Source organism: Myroides indicus, from assembly GCF_004364575.1.
Lineage (GTDB): Bacteria > Bacteroidota > Bacteroidia > Flavobacteriales > Flavobacteriaceae > Flavobacterium > Flavobacterium indicum_A.
This window is the reverse complement of record NZ_SOAG01000003.1, coordinates 131,363-152,653: the sequence shown is the minus strand read 5'-3', so window position 1 is coordinate 152,653 and position 21,291 is coordinate 131,363. Positions and strand designations below refer to the sequence as shown.

Genomic DNA, 21,291 nt, shown 5'->3' with positions numbered 1-21,291 from the left:
ATAAAACTGTGCTAAGTATTTTATCAAAACATTCTTAATTAGTGGAGATAAAAGTATAGTTTTTTGTACCTTGCATGAATTAAGAAATAATGAAAAAAGTAAAATAATAATGTCACAAAAAATCACATCAGCGCAAGCAATAGAATTAGAAAATAAATATGGCGCTCATAATTATCATCCGCTTCCTGTAGTTTTATCTAAAGGAGAGGGGGTTTATGTATGGGATGTTGAAGGGAAAAAATATTATGATTTTTTATCAGCTTATTCAGCCGTAAATCAAGGGCATTGTCATCCTAAAATAGTCGAAGCAATGCATCAGCAGGCTAATACGTTAATGCTTACTTCCAGAGCCTTTTACAATGATAAGCTTGGGCAATATGAGGAAAAAATAACCAAGTTGTTCGGGTTTAATAAAATTTTGCCGATGAATTCAGGTGCAGAAGCGGTAGAAACAGCACTAAAGCTTTGCAGAAAATGGGCTTATGAAAAAAAGGGCTTATTTGAAAATCAAGCCCAGATAGTTGTATGTGAAAATAATTTTCACGGTCGTACAACAACAATTATTTCTTTTTCAAATGATCCTGATGCCCGACAAAATTACGGACCATATACAGATGGCTTTATAAGAGTGGAGTATAATAATACAGATGCTTTAAGAGCTATTTTGGAAAACAATAAAAATATAGCAGGCTTTTTAGTAGAACCTATTCAGGGAGAGGCGGGCGTTTATGTACCAGATGCAGGGTATCTGGCTGAGGCTAAATTGTTATGTGAACAAAATAATGTTTTGTTTATTGCGGATGAAGTGCAAACGGGAATTGCCCGTACCGGAAAAATGCTGGCAGTAGATCATGAAAATGTTAAACCAGATATTTTAGTGTTGGGAAAGGCATTGTCAGGAGGAGCTTATCCTATTTCAGCTGTTTTGGCAAATGACGAGATTATGAATGTTATAAAACCAGGACAACATGGTTCTACATTTGGAGGAAATCCAATGGCTGCGGCTATTGCTATGGCTGCACTAGATGTTGTAATTGATGAAAAGCTGGCAGATAATGCAGAGAAATTAGGACAATTGTTTAGAAGCGAGTTGAATAAATATATTGATACTAGCAATATATGTAATTTGGTTAGAGGAAAAGGATTGCTGAATGCTATTGTTATTAATGACAGTGAAGAAAGTGAAACTGCCTGGAATATTTGTTTAAAATTACGAGATAATGGTTTGCTAGCAAAACCAACTCACGGAAACATTATTCGTTTTGCTCCGCCTCTGGTAATGAATGAAGAACAACTGTTAGATTGTGTTCGCATTATTATTGAAACATTAAAAGAATTTGAAAATTAAAAAAAATTGACTCGCTTTGTATAAGGCGAGTTTTTTTACCTTGATTATGAAAGCACTTTTAGTTGTTGATTTACAATATGATTTTCTTCCCGGAGGAAAGCTTGCAGTGCCGAATGGAAATGAGATTATTGAAGTCATAAATCGAATTCAGGAAAAATTTGAATTAATAATTGCGACTCAGGATTGGCATCCGCAAAATCATAAAAGTTTTGCATCTCAATATCCCGCCAAGAAAGTATTTGATGTTGTTGATTTAAATGGTTTAAATCAGGTTTTATGGCCTGATCACTGTATTTCAGGTACGAAAGGCGCAGAGTTTACAAAAGAATGGAATAGTAATTGTATTTCTGCTATTTTTAGAAAAGGATTGGATAGAGAAATAGATTCTTATAGCGGATTTTTTGATAATGGAAAACGCAGAAATACTGGATTGGCTGGTTATTTAAGGGATAAGAATGTAAGTGAACTGTATATATGCGGTTTAGCGGCTGATTTTTGTGTCTTTTACAGTGCTGTTGATGCTGTAGAATTGGATTTTAGAACTTATTTTTTAGATTTTGCAACTAAACCTATTACAGATACCGGGTTGATAGAGGCTAAAAAAATAATGAAGCTAAAAGGGATAGAGATTGTAGAGAACGAAAATCAATTGATATTGTAGATGAAAAAATATAACCGCTACAATTTTTTTAAGCATACATATTGTGAATGGCAAGAGATTTCAAGAGATTTTATAAAAGGGCGCACTGCTGACTATAAAAGTAAATCAGGAAGCGAATATTTTTTTGATGAAAAAGGAGTAGCTCGTTTGTCGGATCATTGGGGCAGAGCCGCAAATTGTAGATGGAAATTTATATCTAAGTCTAAAAAAAATGGGAAATATTATATAGCTTATGCCACGTGGGACAGCTTTTTTCCCAATAATGAAAATGAACCTCTGTATGCTATTGTTGTAGAAAAAGAAAAAAAAGATGTGACTTTTGTACATAAGTATTGTCTAAAGGATAGTGAGGCAGTTTTGTGGAATGCAGCTGATGCTGCAAAACGCATTGCCAAAATCAAAGAAATCTTGCAGACAGATGTTTGGTTTAAATATTTTAGGGAAATTGAAATCGAAAAAGCGAGGGATTTTTTAATTCAAGGACTTGTCGGGAGTAGAAAAAAATTTGTTGAACTAAGAAAAGAATTAGTAGATAAATCAAAAATATCCTGAAAATATTTTTATATAAAACATAAAAAGGCTTGATTTTTGCTGATATTAAATTGTATTAAATTTAAAAAATGAAAGTATGAAAAAAGTTACGTTATTAGCAGCATTATTAGTAGGTGGAATGTTAACATCTAATGCTCAAACCAAAATTGAAAAACCAAAGTTATCAGAAAAAGTAGGAACTACACCAATTCAAAAAGGAAACTGGATAGTTGGTGGAGCTTTAGGATCAACAGGTTATAGTTTCGAAGAGGAAAGTTTTAATATTAACTTTTCACCTCGAGCTGGATATTTTATCACTGACGGAATTGCTGTAGGTCTGGAATTAGGTGCCGGACTTCAAACCGTTAAAGGAGGAGATAACATTTGGAATTATAAAGTTATGCCTTTTGCAAGATATTATTTTCCGGAAGGAGCTAGTGAAACAGGTAGATTTTTTGGACAAGGTAGTATTGGTATCTCGGGAGCTGAAGTAGCGGGCGATAGTGATACATCATTTGCTTTTGCTATCAATGCCGGATATTCTCATTTCGTTAGTCGTAATGTGGCTTTAGAAGCTATTGTAGGATATAATTACAGTAAATCAAATCAAGCAAATGCTACTGCTCAAAATGGTTTAGGTTTAGCTTTAGGTTTCCAAATATTTTTAGGTAATAATTAATTTTATTCTTTAAAAAATTAAATAAAAAAACAGAGTTGTTAAACTCTGTTTTTTTTTATTTGTTTTAATTAATCGTGACATTCCATCATTAATAAATCACCTTCTTTGTAACTGATGGTAACAATTCCATCGTTGAGAACAGAGTTGCTGCTTCCTGTTCGTTGCCCTAAGATTAAAGATTCTTCATTCAAAGGATATACTAAATTATCAGTTGTAATTCCGTTGACTTGTCCTACAGGGATTAAGGAAATAATAGTTTCTTTTTCATACCATTTTTTAAACAAATTAGGGATACGGTATATTTTGGAATAATCATCGTAAATAACAATTTTTAAATCATCTTTAAACTTAGCAATACTGGCTATATTAGTAATCGTATGGTCAGCGCGTCTTCCGGTAGCCCAAATAACGTTTACTGCAGGAATGCTTCTTTGTATAAGATATTGAAATGCTTTTTCTAAATCAGTGTAAACTTGATCACTGGCTCTGACAATTTCTAAAGGATATTGTTTTTCCAAATAATCTTCCGGATTAAAACCTCTGTCAAAATCACCAATGAGCACATCAATTTTAATACCTAAATCGATGACTCTTTCTATTGCGGAATCCAATACAATAACTAAAGGAGACCACTCTAATAATTGATTCATTAACTCTTGCTTACAAGCTTCGCCATTAGCTATAATTAAAGCAGGTTCTTGATCGTCTCTAACAATATGATGTGATGACATTTTTTATTGACAAAGTAAAGCAAACTAATTTAAATAGGAATTATTTGAATAAAATATTTCCCTTAAAGTAGAATAACTTTATCTTTGAAGACTATAACTAAAACATTCAAATAAGATGATGAATTTATCGCAAGAACAATGGTGGGAACAGTATCAAAACGATACTAATGCTGTCATATTAGATGTTAGAACAGAAGAGGAAGTTGAAGAGAAATCAATACCAAACGCAATAAACATAGATATTTATAAAGGGCAGGAGTTTTTAGATGAATTGGAAAAACTAGATAAAAATAAAAATTATTACGTTTATTGTAAAGCTGGCGGAAGAAGTAATCAAGCTTGTCTTTTAATGGGACAGATTGGTTTTGAAAATACCTTTAATTTGTTAGGAGGAATTACAGAATGGGAAGGTCCTGTAAATGAGTAAAGGCTAACAGTTAGTTAGCTTTTTTTATAGGATTACAGAAATAGCATTATCTTTTATATCATTTTATAATGCGTAAAAATAGTTATGACTAAAATACATTTTATTATTAATCCTATTTCAGGAAAAGGGAAACACAATATTGATTATAATTATCTAAGAGCTTTTTTTCAGGAAGAAGAATATGATTTAAAGGTAGCTTTTTCAAAATATAAAAAGCATGCAATCTCTTTAACTGAATCCGCAATTGAAGCAGGCGCGGATATAGTAGTTGCATGCGGAGGGGATGGTACTATACATGAGGTAGCTACACAAATAGTAGGTAAAGATATTTTTTTTGGCATTATTCCGGTAGGTTCAGGTAATGGGTTGGCTTCAAATTTATCTATTCCTAAAGATATTGAGCAGGCAATTTTGAAAATTAAGACAGGTCGCATATTAAAAATGGATGTAGGAAGTGTAAATGGAGAATACTTTTTTAGCAATATGGGGTTTGGAATTGATGCAACTATTATAGAAAGTTACGAAAAATCAGGTAAGCACAAACTTGTTTCCTATATCAGAGCAGCACTTAATTCTGCTTTGCAATATCGAACTAAAAAAATGAAAGTGTCCTATAACGGTATATCTAAGGAAGTAAATCCTCTATTGCTATTTATTTCTAATTCGAATGAAATGGGATACAATATAACACTTACGCCCAAAGCCAGTTTAACAGACGGATTATTAGATTATGTGATGGTACCAAAAATTAACTTTATTAAACAGTTGACGTTTGGATTATATGTATTATTAAAGAAAACAGAAACATTCAGGAAAACTGATTATGTTCAAACCCAAAAAATTGAGGTTGAAGTTCTAGATCAGAAAAAGAATGGTTTACAGTTAGATGGAGAATTTTATGAATTTAAAACAAACTCATTTCAAATTGAAGTAAAAGAAGGGGCTTTAAAAGTTATTTGTTAGAAAAAAGAGGCTATTTAAAAACCTCTTTTTATTTTAAAATATTTAACTCCTTAATGCATTCCATCATTTTTTGATACGTTCTTTCAATATCGTGATCTAACCCGATAGAAATACGAACCAATCCATCAGTAAGTCCCATACTTTTTTGTTCTTCAATTGGAATTTCGGAAGAGGTAGAAGTCCCTGGAGCACTGAAAAGTGTTTTGTAAAAGCCTAAACTGACTGCGAGATAGCCAATATTTTTTTCTTGCATAAGCTCCATAAGAGCATTTGCTTTTTCAAGGTTTCCTGCATCAATTGTCAGCATACCACCAAATCCAAATTCAGTATTTATCATTGATTTATACAATTCATGGCTTGGGTGTGATGACAATCCCGGATAAACGGTTTTGATTCCCGACTCTTCCAGTTTTTCGGCAAGATATAGTGCATTTTTACTGTGTTGCTGAATTCGGATAGGAAGCGTTCTCAGATTTTTTAAAATTCCGGCAGCTCTGATACTATCCATAGTGGGACCTAATAACATAGTGGCACCATCATTAACGCTTTTTAAGCTCTCTATAAAACTGTTTTCAGCACAAATAACACCTCCTATAGTATCACTGCTTCCATTAATATATTTTGTAAGACTGTGAATAACAATATCAGCACCTAATTGAGCTGGTGATACAGAAAGCGGAGAAAATGTATTGTCTACAACGAGTTTCAAACCATGTTTTTTTGCAATTTTTGAAATTTCTCTAATATTTGCAACTTCCAAAAGAGGATTACTTACGGTCTCACAATAAATAATTTTTGTATTAGGTTGTATACTTTTTTCAATCGAATTTAGATCAGTAATGTCTACAAATGTTGTAGAAACATTGAATTTTGGCGTAAAATTTTTTAAAAATGCATAAGTTCCGCCATAAATCGTTCGGCTTGATATGATATGGTCTCCGGCATTGCAAATTTGAAGTAATGTGGAAGTTATTGCTCCCATTCCCGAAGCTGTTGTATTAGCTGATTCTGTACCTTCCATTTGTGCAAGAGCTTCAGAGAGATAGAGATTACTTGGACTAGAGTGACGCGAATACAAATAACATCCGTCTGTATTTCCTTCAAAAGTGTCAAACATAGTTTTGGCAGCCATAAATGTATAAGTTGAAGAATCCGAAATAGAAGGATTTACTCCGCCGAATTCTCCAAAAAACTGCAAATCTTGTATGTTATTTGCTGGTTTGAAATTTTTCATAAAAATGTTGTGATTTAGTTTTTTCCAAATATAAAGAATTTGTTTGAAGAAAAGGTAACAGATCTGTCTGTAAAACTTTTGGGATAAAAATTATATAATTCGTTTAAAATCGTAAATTTGCTGTTTAAACATAAAATAATAAAAATATAAAATACTATGAGTTCATTTGATGTAGTTGTAATAGGCTCTGGACCTGGAGGATATGTATCTGCAATTCGTTGCGCACAATTGGGATTTAAAACAGCAATTATTGAGAAGTATTCAACATTAGGAGGAACCTGTCTTAATGTTGGATGTATTCCTTCAAAAGCACTATTAGCATCTTCGCATCATGTTGAAGAAATAGCTCATTTTGCTGATCACGGAATTGAGGTTAACGGAATGAAAATTGATTTAGCAAAAATGATTGATCGCAAGCAAGCGGTTGTGGATCAAACTTGTGCTGGAGTTAAATTTTTAATGGATAAAAATAAGATTGAAGTTTTTGAAGGAGTAGGCTCTTTTGAAAATACAACTACAATTAATATCACTAAAAAAGATGGGTCTGTAGAAAAAATTGAAGCAAAAAATACAATTATTGCTACTGGTTCTAAGCCGTCTAATTTGCCTTTTATTAAGCTAGACAAAGAACGGATTATTACTTCAACAGAAGCTTTAAAACTATCAGAAGTTCCAAAACATCTGATTGTTATTGGAGGTGGAGTCATCGGCTTGGAATTAGGACAGGTATACCTTCGGTTAGGTGCCCAGGTTTCAGTGGTGGAATATGCAGACAGAGTGATTCCGGGAATGGATGGAGCTTTGTCTAAAGAACTGACTAAAGTATTGAAAAAACAAGGGATGAAGTTTTACACTTCTCATAAGGTTCAGTCTGTTGAACGCGAAGGTGATAGCGTAAAAGTTGCTGCTGAAAATAAAAAAGGAGAAATTGTTACTTTAGAAGGAGATTACGCTTTGGTTGCAGTAGGTCGTCGTCCATACACTCAGGGATTAAATATTGAAAAAGCAGGTGTAAAGTTAACTGAGAGAGGACAGATTGAAGTGAATGAACATTTACAGACAACAGTCTCTAATATTTATGCTATAGGAGATGTTGTTAGAGGAGCTATGTTGGCACATAAAGCAGAAGAGGAAGGAGTTTTAGTTGCAGAGTTTTTGGCAGGACAAAAACCTCATATAGATTATAATTTGATTCCTGGTGTGGTATATACCTGGCCAGAAGTTGCAGGAGTTGGAAAAACAGAAGAACAGTTAAAAACAGAAGGGAAAGAATATAAAGTAGGTAGTTTCCCATTTCGTGCATTAGGACGTGCCAGAGCAAGTGCAGATACCGATGGATTGGTTAAAATATTAGCAGATAAGAATACCGATGAAATTTTAGGAATCCACATGATTGGCGCTCGTTCAGCAGATCTGATTGCAGAAGCTGTTGTAGCCATGGAGTACAGAGCTTCAGCAGAAGATTTGGCTCGAATGTCGCATGCTCATCCGACTTTTGCAGAAGCTATAAAAGAGGCAGCACTTGCAGCGACAGAAAACAGAGCCATACACGTTTAATTAAGTAATAAAACTATATTTTATAAGTTATGACAGAAATCAGATTGGAAAAATATCAATCAACAGATTTTGAGGAATATTTCAGTCTGGTTTCTGATGATGAAATAATGAAATATATTACCGGCAAAGGATTAAATAAGGATGAAGCTGGCAAGAAATTTTTATCAATATTAAGACAAAGTTCTGTCGATGCCCAGTTAGGATATTTTAAGGTCTTCGAAACAAGTACAAATATTTTACTAGGGGATTGCAAAATTGTTTATAATACGCATTTGGAAAGATCTTTGGAAATAGGTTATCTCCTCAAAAAAGAGTTTTGGCAAAAAGGAATTGGAACTTTAATTTGTGCTGAACTGATAAAAGGAGCAAGGGAAAAGTTTTCAGATTTTAAAATTATAGCTATAATAGATCCGGAGAATATTCCTTCGAGAAAATTACTAGAAAAATTCGGTTTTGAATCGTACTGGAAAGGAATCGAAAATGATATACCAACTGAAAAATTGAAAATGAAATAAAAGTCTGAAAATATCAGACATTAATAAATAAAAGATAATTATGAAAAAAATTTTATTGTTTTTGGCATGTTCTACTTTGTTTATTGGCTGCTCAAAAAGTGATGACAATGGTGAAGAAATAGACCCGGTATTTTCACAGGAATACACGCCTTTAAAAAGTTTTCAAGATTTAGAAAGTGGAAGGTACTCATATGCGGGAAATAAAATAGGCGACAGAAAAACTGGATTGATCACTGAATCTACCTTGTGTAAAAAAGATGATTTTATAATGATTTATAAAGAAGCAACTGTCGCACTGGATTCTATTTCATATTTTAACTACAGAAGAGCAGAAGATAAGGATAAAGATTGTGAAATGATATTTGAGTTTCCAAGAATATTACGAAATGCAAAGCTAAAACAAGCTGGAATTATGGCTTCTGTTATTACGGATGATAATAAGGTATTATTAACAGAAGAAGAAAAAAAAGAAAATCCTGGTAAAGAATATAAAATAGTGAGAAAAACTCATTATTCAGGAGATGTAGAAATTGGTTATCAAGCAGGTTATTTACGAATAGAGGACAGGTTGTCCGATTACAGTCGAACCTCCAAAAATGAGAAAGTTTATCTGTACTTTAAAAAAGACTAAAAATTAAAGGCTGCCGAAATAAAAGGCAGCTTTTTTTGTCAGCAAAATTAAATAAACATAACCAAGAACTTTTTATATTAATCTTTTGTCATCCTCTCGTGACTGAATAGCATTTTATACTGCAATGAATGTTTAAAATAGTGACATTTTGTCATTGTTTTAGGTCATTTATTGCTTATGACTGTAAAAAAAATCTTTAAACAGGCTTGGCATAAAGATTGTTTAATAGTTAATCGAGTTTGAAACTCAATAATTAAATAAGTATAAAAAAATAAACTATAAAATATTATGAGTAAAATAATCGGTATTGATTTAGGAACTACAAATTCTTGTGTTTCAGTAATGGAAGGGAATGAACCGGTAGTAATTCCTAATGCAGAGGGGAAAAGAACTACCCCTTCTGTAGTAGCATTTGTTGAAGGTGGTGAGATAAAAGTAGGAGATCCTGCAAAACGTCAGGCTGTAACTAATCCTACTAAAACCATTTCTTCTATTAAAAGATTTATGGGCGAAAAGTATAGTGAAGCGGCGAAGGAAGTTGAGGTTGTACCTTATAAAATATTAAAAGGGGATAATGATACACCTCGTGTTGATATAGATGGACGCTTATATACTCCACAGGAGATTTCTGCAATGACTTTACAAAAAATGAAAAAAACAGCAGAAGACTACCTCGGACAAGAAGTAACAGAAGCTGTAATCACTGTACCAGCATACTTTAATGACGCTCAACGTCAGGCAACAAAAGAAGCAGGTGAAATTGCAGGATTAAAAGTAAGACGTATTATTAACGAGCCAACAGCGGCTGCATTAGCATACGGATTAGATAAAACAGGAAAAGATCAAAAAGTAGTAGTTTACGATTTAGGAGGAGGGACATTTGATATCTCTATCCTAGAATTAGGAGACGGAGTATTTGAAGTATTATCTACAAATGGAGATACGCACTTAGGAGGAGATGACTTTGATAACGTAATTATAAACTGGTTAGCAGATGAGTTTAACAGTGCAGAAGGTGTAGATTTACGCAAAGATGCCATGGCATTACAACGTTTAAAAGAAGCAGCTGAAAAAGCGAAAGTAGAGTTGTCTTCTGCAACCCAAACAGAGATTAACTTGCCATATGTCACTGCTACGGCTTCAGGACCGAAACACTTAGTACAAACGCTAACAAGAGCTAAATTTGAACAATTGTCTGATGATTTAGTGCGTCGTTCTATGATTCCTTGTGAGAAAGCGTTAAAAGATGCCGGATTGTCAAAATCAGATATTGATGAAGTAATCTTAGTAGGTGGATCAACACGTATCCCAAGAATTCAAGAAGAAGTAGAGAAATTCTTCGGTAAAAAACCACACAAAGGAGTAAATCCAGATGAGGTTGTGGCTATTGGAGCTGCTATTCAAGGAGGAGTATTAACTGGCGATGTTAAAGATGTATTGTTGCTAGACGTTACACCACTTTCTTTAGGAATTGAAACTATGGGAGGAGTATTCACTAAATTAATAGAAGCCAATACAACAATTCCTACAAAAAAATCTCAGGTTTTCTCTACTGCTGCTGATAACCAACCGTCAGTTGAAATCCACGTATTACAAGGAGAAAGACCGATGGCAAATGATAATAAAACAATTGGTCGATTCCATTTAGATGGTATTCCACCTGCACAAAGAGGCGTGCCTCAAATTGAAGTAACTTTTGATATTGATGCGAATGGAATCATTAAAGTATCTGCAACAGATAAAGGAACAGGTAAATCACACGATATTCGTATTGAAGCTTCATCAGGATTGACAGAAGAAGAAATCGAAAGAATGAAAAAAGAAGCAGAAGCTAATGCAGATGCAGATAAAAAAGCCAAAGAATCTGCAGATAAAATCAACGAAGCAGATACTATGATTTTTCAAACTGAGAAACAATTAAAAGAGTTTGGAGATAAATTATCGACAAATAATAAATCTGCGATTGAAGGTGCTTTAGATGAGTTGAAAAAGGCTTATGAGACAAAAAGTGTTGATACTATTCAGCCTGCTTTAGATAAGATTAATGAAGCTTGGAAGGCAGCTTCTGAAGAAATGTATAAAGCACAAGCTGAGGCTCAACAAGGAGGAGAAAGCACACAACAAGATCAGACAACCGGAGGACCTGATAATGCAGGTGGCGCGCAAGATGTAGATTATGAAGAAGTGAAATAATAACTTTTGAAAGTTATGTAAAAAATAAGAGGTGGTGTTTAACGGCACTTTACTAAAAACTGTATAACTATAAAATTCTGCTTGGTTTTTAACCCAAGCAGAATTTTTTTATATATCCAATATTTATAAAAATAAAAGACCTATTTTCGGATGATTTTTTCAAACAGTTTAAAACTATAGATGAACTTCAAAACTTCCTAAAAGACTTGCAAAAGTTAGAAATTAAAAAGTGCTAGAAGGTGAGTTAGATACTCACTTGGATTACGATAAGAATGATTCACGCAAGGAATAAAATACGCGTAATAGTGTTAGAACAGTATCTTAAAACTAATTTTGAGTTGTTTTGTTATTGATTATTTGTTGAATATTTTTATCAAAAATGTTTATAAAAGGATTTATAATTTTTCCACCAGAATCCAAAATCATACTTCGCTGAATTTTAGTAATTATCCATTTGTCTTTCATAATATTAAAATCAGAACTTCTAAGCATTATTAAACCAGGTTGTTTAAATTTAGAGATAAATTTTTTCCAATCTTCCTGCTCTCCGTCAATACATATAGAAATGATTTGAATATCTGGATTAGATTGCAATAAATTAATAGCTCTTCGATGTGCACCTTCTGCATGTGCTAAACCATTTTTAGTCCAAAAAAATATTAAAGTAGGTTTTTTTATTATTTGAGTAATAATTACACGCCTATTGTTGGTATCAACAAGAGGAACATTTGGAAGCTTTTTTTTATCCTTTAAATTTTGAACAGCTTTTTGTATTTGTAATATTTCATTATGTTGATCATTATCTGTAGATAATTCAAAATAGCGTGTTAGAAATTTATCATTATTGTATATATTTTGGTCTTCTAGTAAATATATGAAGGCAATATTGTTTAGTATAGCATTTTTTACTTTTTGGTTTTGTATTAAAGTATCAACAATATTTAGTTTTTCAATGTTTTTATCAAATTTAGATTGGCTGTCAAATTCTACTTCAGATTCATTTACAATTGAATTAAGCATGATAGATAAATACCTTGTAAAAGAAGAGTATTTGGTTAAATTTTCATTGTTGAAATCAATTCTTTTTCTAAAGTTATAGTAATCACTCGGTAGCTGGGTTTTTACATTTTCTCCTGTACGGATATAGTGTGCTAATGGATATACTTCTTTTTGAGAGTAAAAGTGAAGGTCTAATTTTGTTTTTGCATATAAGTCAAAATTTTCATCCCATCCAATTATAGCTTTACTTTTTAGGTAATAAGTAGTTCTTATCGCTTGAGTAGAATCTAATTTTCTTAAAAATATATTAAGTGGTTGATCGAAATTTTCATATTTGTTACTTTCATCTACTATATTTTTTACGTTTAAATTCATAAGAAAGTTATTCTTTTCAGAGCCTCTCCCTGAAAAAATGATTGAATGATCAAAGTCATTTGCATTTAACCTTACTGTTAAACTGTCATTTTTGTCAAAGTAAATATATTGAAATTCGGGCTCTATTTTGTATATGTACATACCTGAGGGAAGAGAATCAAACTTTTTAGAAAATTTATTTTCACTATTGAGAAATAAAGTGTCCAATATTTCGTTATCCTTACAGAATAACACATAATTAGTGGTGGGGTTTTGAATTTCCCCTTGGAAGTAAGCACTAAAATCATTTGGCTCAAATTTTTTTTGACAAGAAGCCAGTAAGATAATTGTGGAAATACTTAAAAAAAAAAGATATTTATATAATATTTGAATATACATTTTGTTATGTGTAATACATATTTATTCTAGGGTTGGTTGACGTTTATAGCAAAAATAAGTTTTACTGACAGTATATCTTGTTAATAGATGGTTAAAAGTAAAATGGAACAGTTCCGAATTACAAATACTATATTTGTAATATAAAATCACTAATTTTGCAGTCAATTTAATTCAAAAATACAGAGATGTTAACAGTTTCAAATCTGTCAGTTCAATTTGGCAAACGAATATTATTTGATGAAGTTAATGTAACCTTTACACAAGGGAACTGCTACGGGATTATTGGTGCAAATGGCGCCGGAAAATCTACTTTTTTGAAGATATTGTCTGGAGAGGTTGATCCAACTTCAGGTCACGTATCTTTAGAACCGGGAAAAAGGATGTCTGTGTTGAACCAGAATCACAATATGTTTGATGAATTCACAGTTTTAGAAACAGTGATGATGGGAAACAAAAATTTGTATGCTATAAAGAAAGAGATGGACGATCTTTATCTTAATTATACAGATGAAAATGCAGATCGAATAGGGGAATTGCAAATTCAGTTTGATGAAATGGGAGGGTGGAATGCTGAGTCTGATGCGGCAACCTTGTTATCTAATTTAGGAATACAGGAAGAGTTTCATTATACGTTAATGGCTGAAATGGATGCTAAATTAAAGGTTCGTGTATTGTTGGCGCAAGCTTTATTTGGAAATCCAGATGTACTGATTATGGATGAGCCTACTAACGACCTTGATTTTGAGACAATAGGTTGGCTGGAGAACTTTTTGGCAAACTATGAAAATACTGTTTTAGTTGTATCTCATGACCGTCATTTTTTAGATGCCGTGTGCACCCATGTTTCAGATATAGATTTTGGAAAAATACACCACTATTCGGGCAATTATACTTTTTGGTATGAGTCTAGTCAATTAGCATCCAAACAAAGAGCTCAACAGAATAAAAAAGCGGAGGAGAAAAAAGCAGAATTAGAAGAGTTTATTAGACGCTTCAGTGCTAACGTAGCTAAATCAAAACAAGCTACTTCTCGTAAAAAAATGTTGGAAAAATTGAAACTGGATGATATTAAGCCTTCATCAAGAAGATATCCTGCTATTATTTTTGAACAGGAAAGAGAAGCTGGAGATCAAATTTTGAATATAGAAAAATTATCAGCATCAATTGACGGAGAAGTCTTGTTTAAAGATGTAGATTTAAACGTGGCTAAAGGAGATAAAATAGTAGTGATTTCAAAAGATTCGCGAGCAACAACAGCTTTTTATGAAATTTTAAATCAAAATAAACAACCAGATTCTGGTAAAGTTGAGTGGGGTATAACAACAATTCGTTCTTATCTTCCTGTAGAAAATCATGAATTTTTTGAGAATGATTTAACCTTGGTAGATTGGTTGCGCCAGTGGGCAAAAACGGAAGAAGAAAGAGACGAAGTTTATATTAGAGGTTTTTTAGGTAAAATGTTGTTTTCGGGAGAAGAAGCACTTAAAACAGGAAGAGTTTTATCGGGGGGGGAAAAAGTACGTTGTATGCTTTCTCGCATGATGATGTTGCGAGCTAATGTGTTAATGTTAGATGAACCTACAAATCACTTAGACTTAGAATCAATTACAGCTTTCAATAATTCTTTAAAAAACTTTAAAGGGACCATACTGTTAACTACACATGATCATGAGTTTGCTCAGACGGTCGGTACTCGGATTTTAGAATTAACACCAAACGGATTAATTGACAGATATATGTCTTTTGATGATTATTTGGATGACCCAAAAGTTAAAGAGCTTAGGAATAAAATGTATTTTTAGATTATTACCTATAAAAAAGAGAGTTTCTAGATGCTCTCTTTTTTAGTATTTAACAAATTAAAGGATATTTAAAATCAATCTTCCGTACTCTTACCGCTATAATAACATTTTCGCGCTTCTAGCGTTAATTGAAACTGGATTCCAAACAAAATGGTTGCTAAAACTAAATGAGCAGCTTGTGATCCAAAGGGAAAGTGTATGTAATACATTAAAACGCCTGTTAGGATATTTAAAATTAGAAGCAACATAACCCATTTCATTTTATTGAAGCCTAATCTTAAATGACGATTTAAATAAAATAAATAAATATTAATGAATAAAATTACAAATGAAAAGCTACGATGAATATAAAAATCTAAAGTAGGGTTATTTAACCATAAATATTCGTTGTTAATACCAGCATTAACCTGTTCATCAATGAATTCTCTCACTTGAGTGCCGGAAATAATCTGAAAAAGGCTGAAAAATAAAGAAACTATGATAAGAATCCTGAATTTTCCATTGTATTTTTTAATTTCAGTTTTATTTTTAGCGGCTTTAATAATACCAATAATTAAGGCAACAATAACCAAAGCCATAACCATGTGGATAGTTATCTTTAGAGGATTTAGAACAGAATAGACCACAGTTGCTCCAAGCCATGCCTGAAAACCCATTAAGAAAACAACCAGCCAGGAAGATAAAACAAGACCTTTTTGGGTTTTCCAATAGCCTATCGATGCAATTGCCATTAAAAAACAAATTAATCCAGATAAAGCGCCACAGAGTCTGTTTATATATTCAGTCCAGGTATGTTTTGGATTAAATTCGGCGTAGTCATGTCTAGTGTATTTCTCCCAATGCAGTTCATTATATATACCTGTTGTCGTGAAATTTTCTTTCGCTTTCCACAAACTATTATCGTGAATTATCATCTGTCCTTTTTGATATTCCCAGTTAGGTTGCCATTGTATAGTTTCAATTTCAGTAGGAGGAATGTAATAGCCGAAGCATTTAGGCCAGTCAGGACATCCCATACCAGAGCCTGTCATTCTTACGGCAGCACCTGCAAAAATAACAAGGTAAACTGATATTAAAGACAGTTTAGCCAAAAGTAAAAAATAGTTTTTCATTACATCTATTTTATTTATTGATAATTTCAAGTCCCATTTCCTGTGCTTTTTTAAGCATAAATTGGTAAGCTGCATTGTAATCATTAGAGATGATTCCTTCTAAAATTGCCTCTTTTATAGATTCTTTTATAGAGCCTATTTCTCGGCAAGGAGGCAAACCAAAAATCTGCATAATTTCTTCTCCCGAAATCGGAGGCTGAAAGTTTCTTATATGATCGCGTGCTTCTACTTCAATAATTTTCTGGCGGACTAATTTAAAATTGTTATGGTATTTTTTAAATTTTGAAGGGTTTTTTGTAGTTATATCAGCTTCACATAAGGTCATTAAATCCTCGACATTTTCTCCGGCATCGAAAATCAGTCTTCTCACTGCGGAATCGGTAACTTCCTTTTGCGATAAAACGATAGGACGTGAGCTCATGGTGACCATTTTTTGTACAAATTTCATTTTGTGATTTAAAGGCATATGTAAGCGTATAAAAATTTTTTTAACCATTTTGCCTCCTAAAAACTCATGTCCGTGAAAAGTCCAGCCTTGTTTTTTTGAAAATCGTTTGGTAGGAGCTTTTCCTATGTCGTGGAGCAGCGCAGACCATCTCAACCACAGATCATCAGAAGTTTTGCATATATTATCTACTACTTCTAAAGTATGATAAAAGTTGTTTTTGTGTTTGTGCCCTTCAATCTCCTCTACTTGATTTAAAGCAGTTAGTTCTGGTAAAATCAAATTTAATAAGCCAGTTTGGTATAATAATAAAAAACCTTTGGAGGGAGTGGGAGTCATTAAAATTTTATTCAGCTCTTCAACAATACGCTCTCCGGATATAATTTCAAGTCTCTTGTGATTTTTAGATATTGAATTCAGAGATTTCTCATCTATTTTAAAGTCTAGTTGAGTAGCAAATCGGATTGCCCTCATCATGCGAAGGGGGTCGTCAGAATATGTTATATCCGGATCTAAAGGCGTGCGGATAATTTTATTATTTAAATCTTTTATTCCATTAAAAGGATCTATTAAACGACCAAAGTCTTTAGATTTTAAAGACAGAGCTAAGGCATTTATAGTAAAATCTCTTCTGTTTTGGTCATCTTCTAATGTGCCATTTTCCACAACAGGTTTTCTGCTTTCAAAATGGTAAGATTCTCTTCGGGCGCCCACAAATTCAATGTCTATATCATCGTATCTGAGCATTGCAGTACCGTAGTTTTTGAAAACCTGAACTTGCGGATGATTTGGAATCAATTTCGATACTTCTAAAGCTAAATCAATTCCATTTCCTACAGCTAAAATATCAATATCTTTTTTAGAATTTCTGTTTAATATAAAGTCTCTAACAAAACCGCCGATGACGTAACTGTCTATAGCTAAATTTTTTGCTGCCTGTGATACAATTTCAAAGATTGGATGTGTGAGGGCTTCTTTATATATTTTTGTTCTGTCGTCCATAGCATTGTAAGTACTATTATTTTCGAATAATAGCTACTTCTCCATTTTCTTTTAATTTAATAATAGTAGAGGGTTTTGCTGATTTAAAATCGTTTTGTTTTAGATTAACAACATAATCTACTCCATCTATAATTTCAGCAGAAATCTCAGAGAAATTTTTTGGAGCCGGTTGTCCGCTTATATTGGCGGAGGTTGAAACCAAAGCCGATTTCATTCTTTCAATCAAACCATAACAAAACGGTTCCTGTACTATTCTGACTCCTAGGGATTTGTCTGATGCTATTATTTCTGGAGCAACATTTTTAGGGTTGTCTAAGATAAGAGTAGTTGGTTTATTGCTGTATTCGATGATATCCCATGCTACTTCGGGAATGTTTTTAAATACATAATGCAATACTCTCTCATTCACGAGAACAATCATGCTTTTAGTTTCTACTCTTTTTTTCAGGCGGTATACTTTTTGTACTGCTTCGGCATTGTTAGCATCACATCCAATACCCCATACGGTATCGGTGGGATATAATATAATTCCTCCGCTTTTTATAACGTCATATGCATTGCGGATTTCTTTTTGAATATCTTCCATTCTCTGCTACTAACTCAATTAAATCAGGGCTTAAAATTACTAAAAAAATAAGGAATGGTAATCGAATCCAAAGAGTAAAAATTCCTACTTGGAAAGAATTAGGAATAATTATAATATTTTTAAGAATGCATAGGTAATTTTACTTTAATTTTAAGTCGTTAAAAAAATATATACGCCTAACTTTGCTCAAATTGTAGAGGAAATGAATAAGAGAAACTTTGATAAAGACAAAATACTTGAAATGTATGCTAAAGTAACTAAAGATACACTTATGGAAACTTTGGAAATAGAATATATTGATGCGGGAGCAGATTATTTAGTAGCTAAAATGCCCGTAAACTCCAGAGTCCATCAGCCTATGGGATTATTGCATGGGGGGGCATCAGTTGCATTGGCAGAAAGCTTAGGAAGCGGAGCTTCATTAATGCTGATAGATTCCAGTAAACAAGAAATAAGAGGAATAGAAATTTCTGCTAATCACGTTAGAAGTAAACGATCAGGATATGTTATCGGAAAAGCCAAGCTTCTGCATAGAGGAAGAACTTTACACCTTTGGGAAATAAAAATTGTTGACGAAAATGATGTACTTATATCTATTTGTAAAATAACCAATATAGTGATAGATAGGTAATTGTATGAGGGTATTTAAACACTTAGTTCATTTTTATAACGTAAGAAAGCCTTTTGCTGTTTATAGAAAATCAAATTCAGATACAATTGTCGGAATTTTTCAAAATTCGACGAAATTATATCTTTTGGAAGATTTTACAGAACAAGGATTCGTTTTAGCTCCTTTTTGTGAAGGAAAACAGATATATATTCCTTTAAAAGAATCGACAGTACTTATTGAGAAAGTCTTACAAGAAGAACAAGAGTTATCAGAGCTTTCACTTCATAATAACGATTTAGAAGCTAAGGCGCAATTTGAACAATTAGTTAAAAAATGTATTACGGCTATTAATTCCGGATTGTTTGCTAAGGTAGTACCTTCCAGAAAAGAAACACTAAATGCACCGATAAACAATATAGTTTCTATCTTTAAAAAACTTATAAAAACATATCCTACGGCTTTTTGCTCTGTTTTTTATCATCCAGAAATAGGTCTTTGGATGGGAGCTACACCAGAGCGATTGCTTCAAATAAAAGGTGAAAAACTATATACTATGGCATTAGCAGGGACACAATTAACTCACGATATGCCAATAGTAGAATGGGGGAGTAAAGAAAAAGAAGAGCAGCAGTTTGTTACAGACTTTATAGTTCAAACCTTGCAGCCTTTTGCTGATAAAATATGGACCTCTCAACCTTATACTAAAAAGGCTGCAAAAGTAATGCATATTTGCACAGATATTGAGGTTGTGCTTTCAACTTATAATTTTAAATCAATTATTAAAGCCTTGCATCCAACACCCGCTGTTTGCGGTATGCCCAAAGAAATAGCTCTTGATTTTTTGATACAGAAAGAAGGTTATGATAGAAAATATTATGCCGGATATTTAGGAGAGTTAAACTGTAATGTTGAGCAAAATACAAATGATGAAAGTGATTTGTATGTTAATCTGCGATGTATGGAAATTGAAGAAAATAACATTAATATTTATGTAGGCTGCGGTGTTACGAAGGACAGTAATCCGGAAAGTGAGTTTATTGAAACTGTTAATAAGTCCTCAACAATGAAACAAATATTAAATAATTAATAGAATATGAAATTAGATATATTAGCTTTTGGAGCCCATCCAGATGATGTGGAGTTAGGATGCGGAGCAACTATTGCAAAGGAAATTGATCTAGGTAAAAAAGTAGGAATAGTTGATCTGACAAGAGGTGAACTCGGTACGCGCGGATCTGCAGAAATAAGAGAAGAGGAAGCAAGTGCCGCTGCCACAATATTGGGAGTACAGATCAGAGAAAATCTTGGCTTTAGAGATGGTTTTTTTGTAAACGATGAAAAGCATCAACTGGAAATCATTAAAATGATTAGGAAATACAGACCTGAGATCGTATTGTGCAATGCAATTGATGATAGACACATAGATCACGGAAAAGGAAGTAAACTGGTTTCTGATGCTTGCTTTTTATCAGGGTTGAGAAAAATAGAAACAGTTTGTAATGGACAGCTTCAAACAGAATGGCGCCCAAAAGTAGTATATCACTATATTCAATGGAGAAATATAGAGCCTGATTTTGTGGTTGATGTTACTGGATATATTGAGAAAAAAGTGGAATCAGTATTAGCTTATGGAACACAGTTTTATGATAAAAATTCTACAGAACCTTCAACTCCTATAACATCTAAAAACTTCTTAGATAGTATAACTTATCGGGCAAAGGATTTAGGACGATTGATAAATAAAGATTTTGCAGAAGGTTTTACAGCAGAAAGATATTTGGCGGTCAATAGCTTAGAAGATTTGATTTAATTTTTTATATAAAAAGTCTTGACAGGATAGGAAATATCCTTATATTTGCATCCGTTAACAAAAACACGGTGACTATAGCTCAGTTGGTTAGAGCGTCGGATTGTGGTTCCGAAGGTCGTGGGTTCGAGACCCATTAGTCACCCAAATATTGTATGAAAAAAATTAAACGGTGACTATAGCTCAGTTGGTTAGAGCGTCGGATTGTGGTTCCGAAGGTCGTGGGTTCGAGACCCATTAGTCACCCAAACCAATAAAGGACAGTATTAGGCTGTCTTTTATTGGTTTGTATTGTCTCGTCCTGAAATAAGTTGGCACCCAATCAACTTATTATGAAACCATCAAATTCGTCAAGGAACAAACGGACACAAAGAAATTACATCAGATGAACAATTTGGAACTTCAATGAAAAAAAAAGTATTATACCCAACATACTCAGACTCCAAAAACAATGAATAAGCATATCTAAAACTTGTAGATTATTAGGGAAGCTTACACTTTTATGGAGCTAGAGAAAAACGTCATTCTACCCGAGAACTAGAACTTTTAAACGTAAATAAAAAGTGTTTCTCTACAATAACTTTTAGATCGTATCCAAGTCCTTAATATGAAAATTCCTAAAATAAAGTATAAAAAAATCTGAAGAAATAAGATATCTTCGGATATAAATTTTGTGTAATAACTGTCAACCTATTTTAGGACTAG

20 protein-coding genes and 2 tRNA genes are annotated in these 21,291 nt (G+C 32.9%); 16 read left to right on the top strand and 6 right to left on the bottom strand.

Annotated features, from left to right (window positions below; genetic code table 11):
• Nucleotides 1-109 precede the first annotated feature (109 nt).
• The 4 genes from rocD (at nucleotide 110) to C8P70_RS02250 (ending at nucleotide 3,219) form a co-directional block, all read left to right on the top strand.
• Nucleotides 110-1,348 (top strand): ornithine--oxo-acid transaminase, encoded by a 1,239-nt coding sequence (gene rocD / locus C8P70_RS02265; RefSeq protein ID WP_133711729.1) that lies wholly within the window; start codon nucleotides 110-112, stop codon nucleotides 1,346-1,348.
• Nucleotides 1,349-1,394: 46 nt separating this feature from the next.
• Nucleotides 1,395-2,009 (top strand): bifunctional nicotinamidase/pyrazinamidase, encoded by a 615-nt coding sequence (gene pncA, locus C8P70_RS02260; protein ID WP_133711728.1) that lies wholly within the window; start codon nucleotides 1,395-1,397, stop codon nucleotides 2,007-2,009.
• Nucleotides 2,010-2,561: a hypothetical protein gene (locus tag C8P70_RS02255; protein WP_133711727.1), complete on the top strand. Its 552-nt coding sequence runs from the start codon at nucleotides 2,010-2,012 to the stop codon at nucleotides 2,559-2,561. It abuts the gene before it with no gap.
• A 76-nt stretch (nucleotides 2,562-2,637) separates the two neighbouring features.
• Nucleotides 2,638-3,219, top strand: coding sequence for a porin family protein (locus C8P70_RS02250; RefSeq protein ID WP_133711726.1), 582 nt, complete (start codon nucleotides 2,638-2,640; stop codon nucleotides 3,217-3,219).
• A 68-nt stretch (nucleotides 3,220-3,287) separates the two neighbouring features.
• Here the strand turns inward: C8P70_RS02250 and C8P70_RS02245 are convergent, their stop codons facing one another.
• Nucleotides 3,288-3,950: a thiamine diphosphokinase gene (locus C8P70_RS02245; protein ID WP_133711725.1), complete on the bottom strand. Its 663-nt coding sequence runs from the start codon at nucleotides 3,948-3,950 to the stop codon at nucleotides 3,288-3,290.
• 115 nt (nucleotides 3,951-4,065) lie between these two features.
• Here C8P70_RS02245 and C8P70_RS02240 point away from each other — a divergent pair, with 115 nt between their 5' ends.
• Nucleotides 4,066-4,377: a rhodanese-like domain-containing protein gene (locus C8P70_RS02240; protein WP_133711724.1), complete on the top strand. Its 312-nt coding sequence runs from the start codon at nucleotides 4,066-4,068 to the stop codon at nucleotides 4,375-4,377.
• An 84-nt stretch (nucleotides 4,378-4,461) separates the two neighbouring features.
• The gene (locus C8P70_RS02235; protein ID WP_133711723.1) at nucleotides 4,462-5,340 is read left to right on the top strand and encodes a diacylglycerol/lipid kinase family protein; all 879 of its coding nucleotides are present in this window, start codon (nucleotides 4,462-4,464) and stop codon (nucleotides 5,338-5,340) included.
• A gap of 28 nt (nucleotides 5,341-5,368) precedes the next feature.
• On the opposite strand, the gene C8P70_RS02230 is transcribed toward C8P70_RS02235, so the two are convergent.
• Nucleotides 5,369-6,574 carry an aminotransferase class I/II-fold pyridoxal phosphate-dependent enzyme gene (locus tag C8P70_RS02230; RefSeq protein WP_133711722.1) on the bottom strand — a complete coding sequence of 402 codons (1,206 nt, stop codon included), beginning with the start codon at nucleotides 6,572-6,574 and terminating at the stop codon, nucleotides 5,369-5,371.
• Between the two features lie 156 nt (nucleotides 6,575-6,730).
• Here C8P70_RS02230 and lpdA point away from each other — a divergent pair, with 156 nt between their 5' ends.
• The 4 genes from lpdA to dnaK all read left to right on the top strand — a co-directional run bounded on the left by lpdA (nucleotide 6,731) and on the right by dnaK (nucleotide 11,470).
• Nucleotides 6,731-8,131, top strand: a complete 1,401-nt coding sequence (gene lpdA / locus C8P70_RS02225) for a dihydrolipoyl dehydrogenase (protein ID WP_133711721.1) — start codon at nucleotides 6,731-6,733, stop codon at nucleotides 8,129-8,131.
• A gap of 44 nt (nucleotides 8,132-8,175) precedes the next feature.
• On the top strand, nucleotides 8,176-8,646 hold the full coding sequence (locus tag C8P70_RS02220) for a GNAT family N-acetyltransferase (RefSeq protein ID WP_243832642.1): 471 nt from the start codon (nucleotides 8,176-8,178) through the stop codon (nucleotides 8,644-8,646).
• Nucleotides 8,647-8,686: 40 nt separating this feature from the next.
• Nucleotides 8,687-9,277: a hypothetical protein gene (locus C8P70_RS02215; RefSeq protein ID WP_133711719.1), complete on the top strand. Its 591-nt coding sequence runs from the start codon at nucleotides 8,687-8,689 to the stop codon at nucleotides 9,275-9,277.
• Between the two features lie 288 nt (nucleotides 9,278-9,565).
• The gene (gene dnaK, locus C8P70_RS02210; RefSeq protein WP_133711718.1) at nucleotides 9,566-11,470 is read left to right on the top strand and encodes a molecular chaperone DnaK; all 1,905 of its coding nucleotides are present in this window, start codon (nucleotides 9,566-9,568) and stop codon (nucleotides 11,468-11,470) included.
• A gap of 327 nt (nucleotides 11,471-11,797) precedes the next feature.
• On the opposite strand, the gene C8P70_RS02200 is transcribed toward dnaK, so the two are convergent.
• Nucleotides 11,798-13,222: a thioredoxin-like domain-containing protein gene (locus C8P70_RS02200; protein ID WP_133711717.1), complete on the bottom strand. Its 1,425-nt coding sequence runs from the start codon at nucleotides 13,220-13,222 to the stop codon at nucleotides 11,798-11,800.
• A 185-nt stretch (nucleotides 13,223-13,407) separates the two neighbouring features.
• Between C8P70_RS02200 and C8P70_RS02195 the strand changes: the two genes are divergently transcribed.
• Entirely contained in the window at nucleotides 13,408-15,024 is a 1,617-nt protein-coding gene (locus tag C8P70_RS02195) for an ABC-F family ATP-binding cassette domain-containing protein (protein WP_133711716.1), read from the top strand.
• A 74-nt stretch (nucleotides 15,025-15,098) separates the two neighbouring features.
• Here the strand turns inward: C8P70_RS02195 and C8P70_RS02190 are convergent, their stop codons facing one another.
• Genes C8P70_RS02190 through C8P70_RS02180 form a run of 3 tightly spaced genes read right to left on the bottom strand, consistent with a single transcriptional unit; the run spans nucleotide 15,099 to nucleotide 18,169 of the window.
• Entirely contained in the window at nucleotides 15,099-16,136 is a 1,038-nt protein-coding gene (locus C8P70_RS02190) for a COX15/CtaA family protein (protein ID WP_133711715.1), read from the bottom strand.
• Nucleotides 16,137-16,146: 10 nt separating this feature from the next.
• Nucleotides 16,147-17,583, bottom strand: coding sequence for a CCA tRNA nucleotidyltransferase (locus tag C8P70_RS02185; RefSeq protein WP_133711714.1), 1,437 nt, complete (start codon nucleotides 17,581-17,583; stop codon nucleotides 16,147-16,149).
• A gap of 16 nt (nucleotides 17,584-17,599) precedes the next feature.
• Nucleotides 17,600-18,169 (bottom strand): L-threonylcarbamoyladenylate synthase, encoded by a 570-nt coding sequence (locus C8P70_RS02180; RefSeq protein ID WP_133711713.1) that lies wholly within the window; start codon nucleotides 18,167-18,169, stop codon nucleotides 17,600-17,602.
• A 202-nt stretch (nucleotides 18,170-18,371) separates the two neighbouring features.
• On the opposite strand from C8P70_RS02180, the gene C8P70_RS02175 reads away from it, so the two are divergent.
• From C8P70_RS02175 to C8P70_RS02155, 5 genes are all read left to right on the top strand, one after another.
• Nucleotides 18,372-18,800, top strand: a complete 429-nt coding sequence (locus C8P70_RS02175; protein WP_133711712.1) for a hotdog fold thioesterase — start codon at nucleotides 18,372-18,374, stop codon at nucleotides 18,798-18,800.
• 4 nt (nucleotides 18,801-18,804) lie between these two features.
• Nucleotides 18,805-19,866: a chorismate-binding protein gene (locus C8P70_RS02170; RefSeq protein WP_133711711.1), complete on the top strand. Its 1,062-nt coding sequence runs from the start codon at nucleotides 18,805-18,807 to the stop codon at nucleotides 19,864-19,866.
• A 6-nt stretch (nucleotides 19,867-19,872) separates the two neighbouring features.
• Nucleotides 19,873-20,589: a bacillithiol biosynthesis deacetylase BshB1 gene (bshB1, locus tag C8P70_RS02165; RefSeq protein WP_133711710.1), complete on the top strand. Its 717-nt coding sequence runs from the start codon at nucleotides 19,873-19,875 to the stop codon at nucleotides 20,587-20,589.
• Between the two features lie 68 nt (nucleotides 20,590-20,657).
• Nucleotides 20,658-20,731, top strand: a tRNA-His gene (locus tag C8P70_RS02160).
• 27 nt (nucleotides 20,732-20,758) lie between these two features.
• Nucleotides 20,759-20,832: transfer RNA gene (locus C8P70_RS02155), tRNA-His, on the top strand.
• Nucleotides 20,833-21,291: the final 459 nt, after the last annotated feature.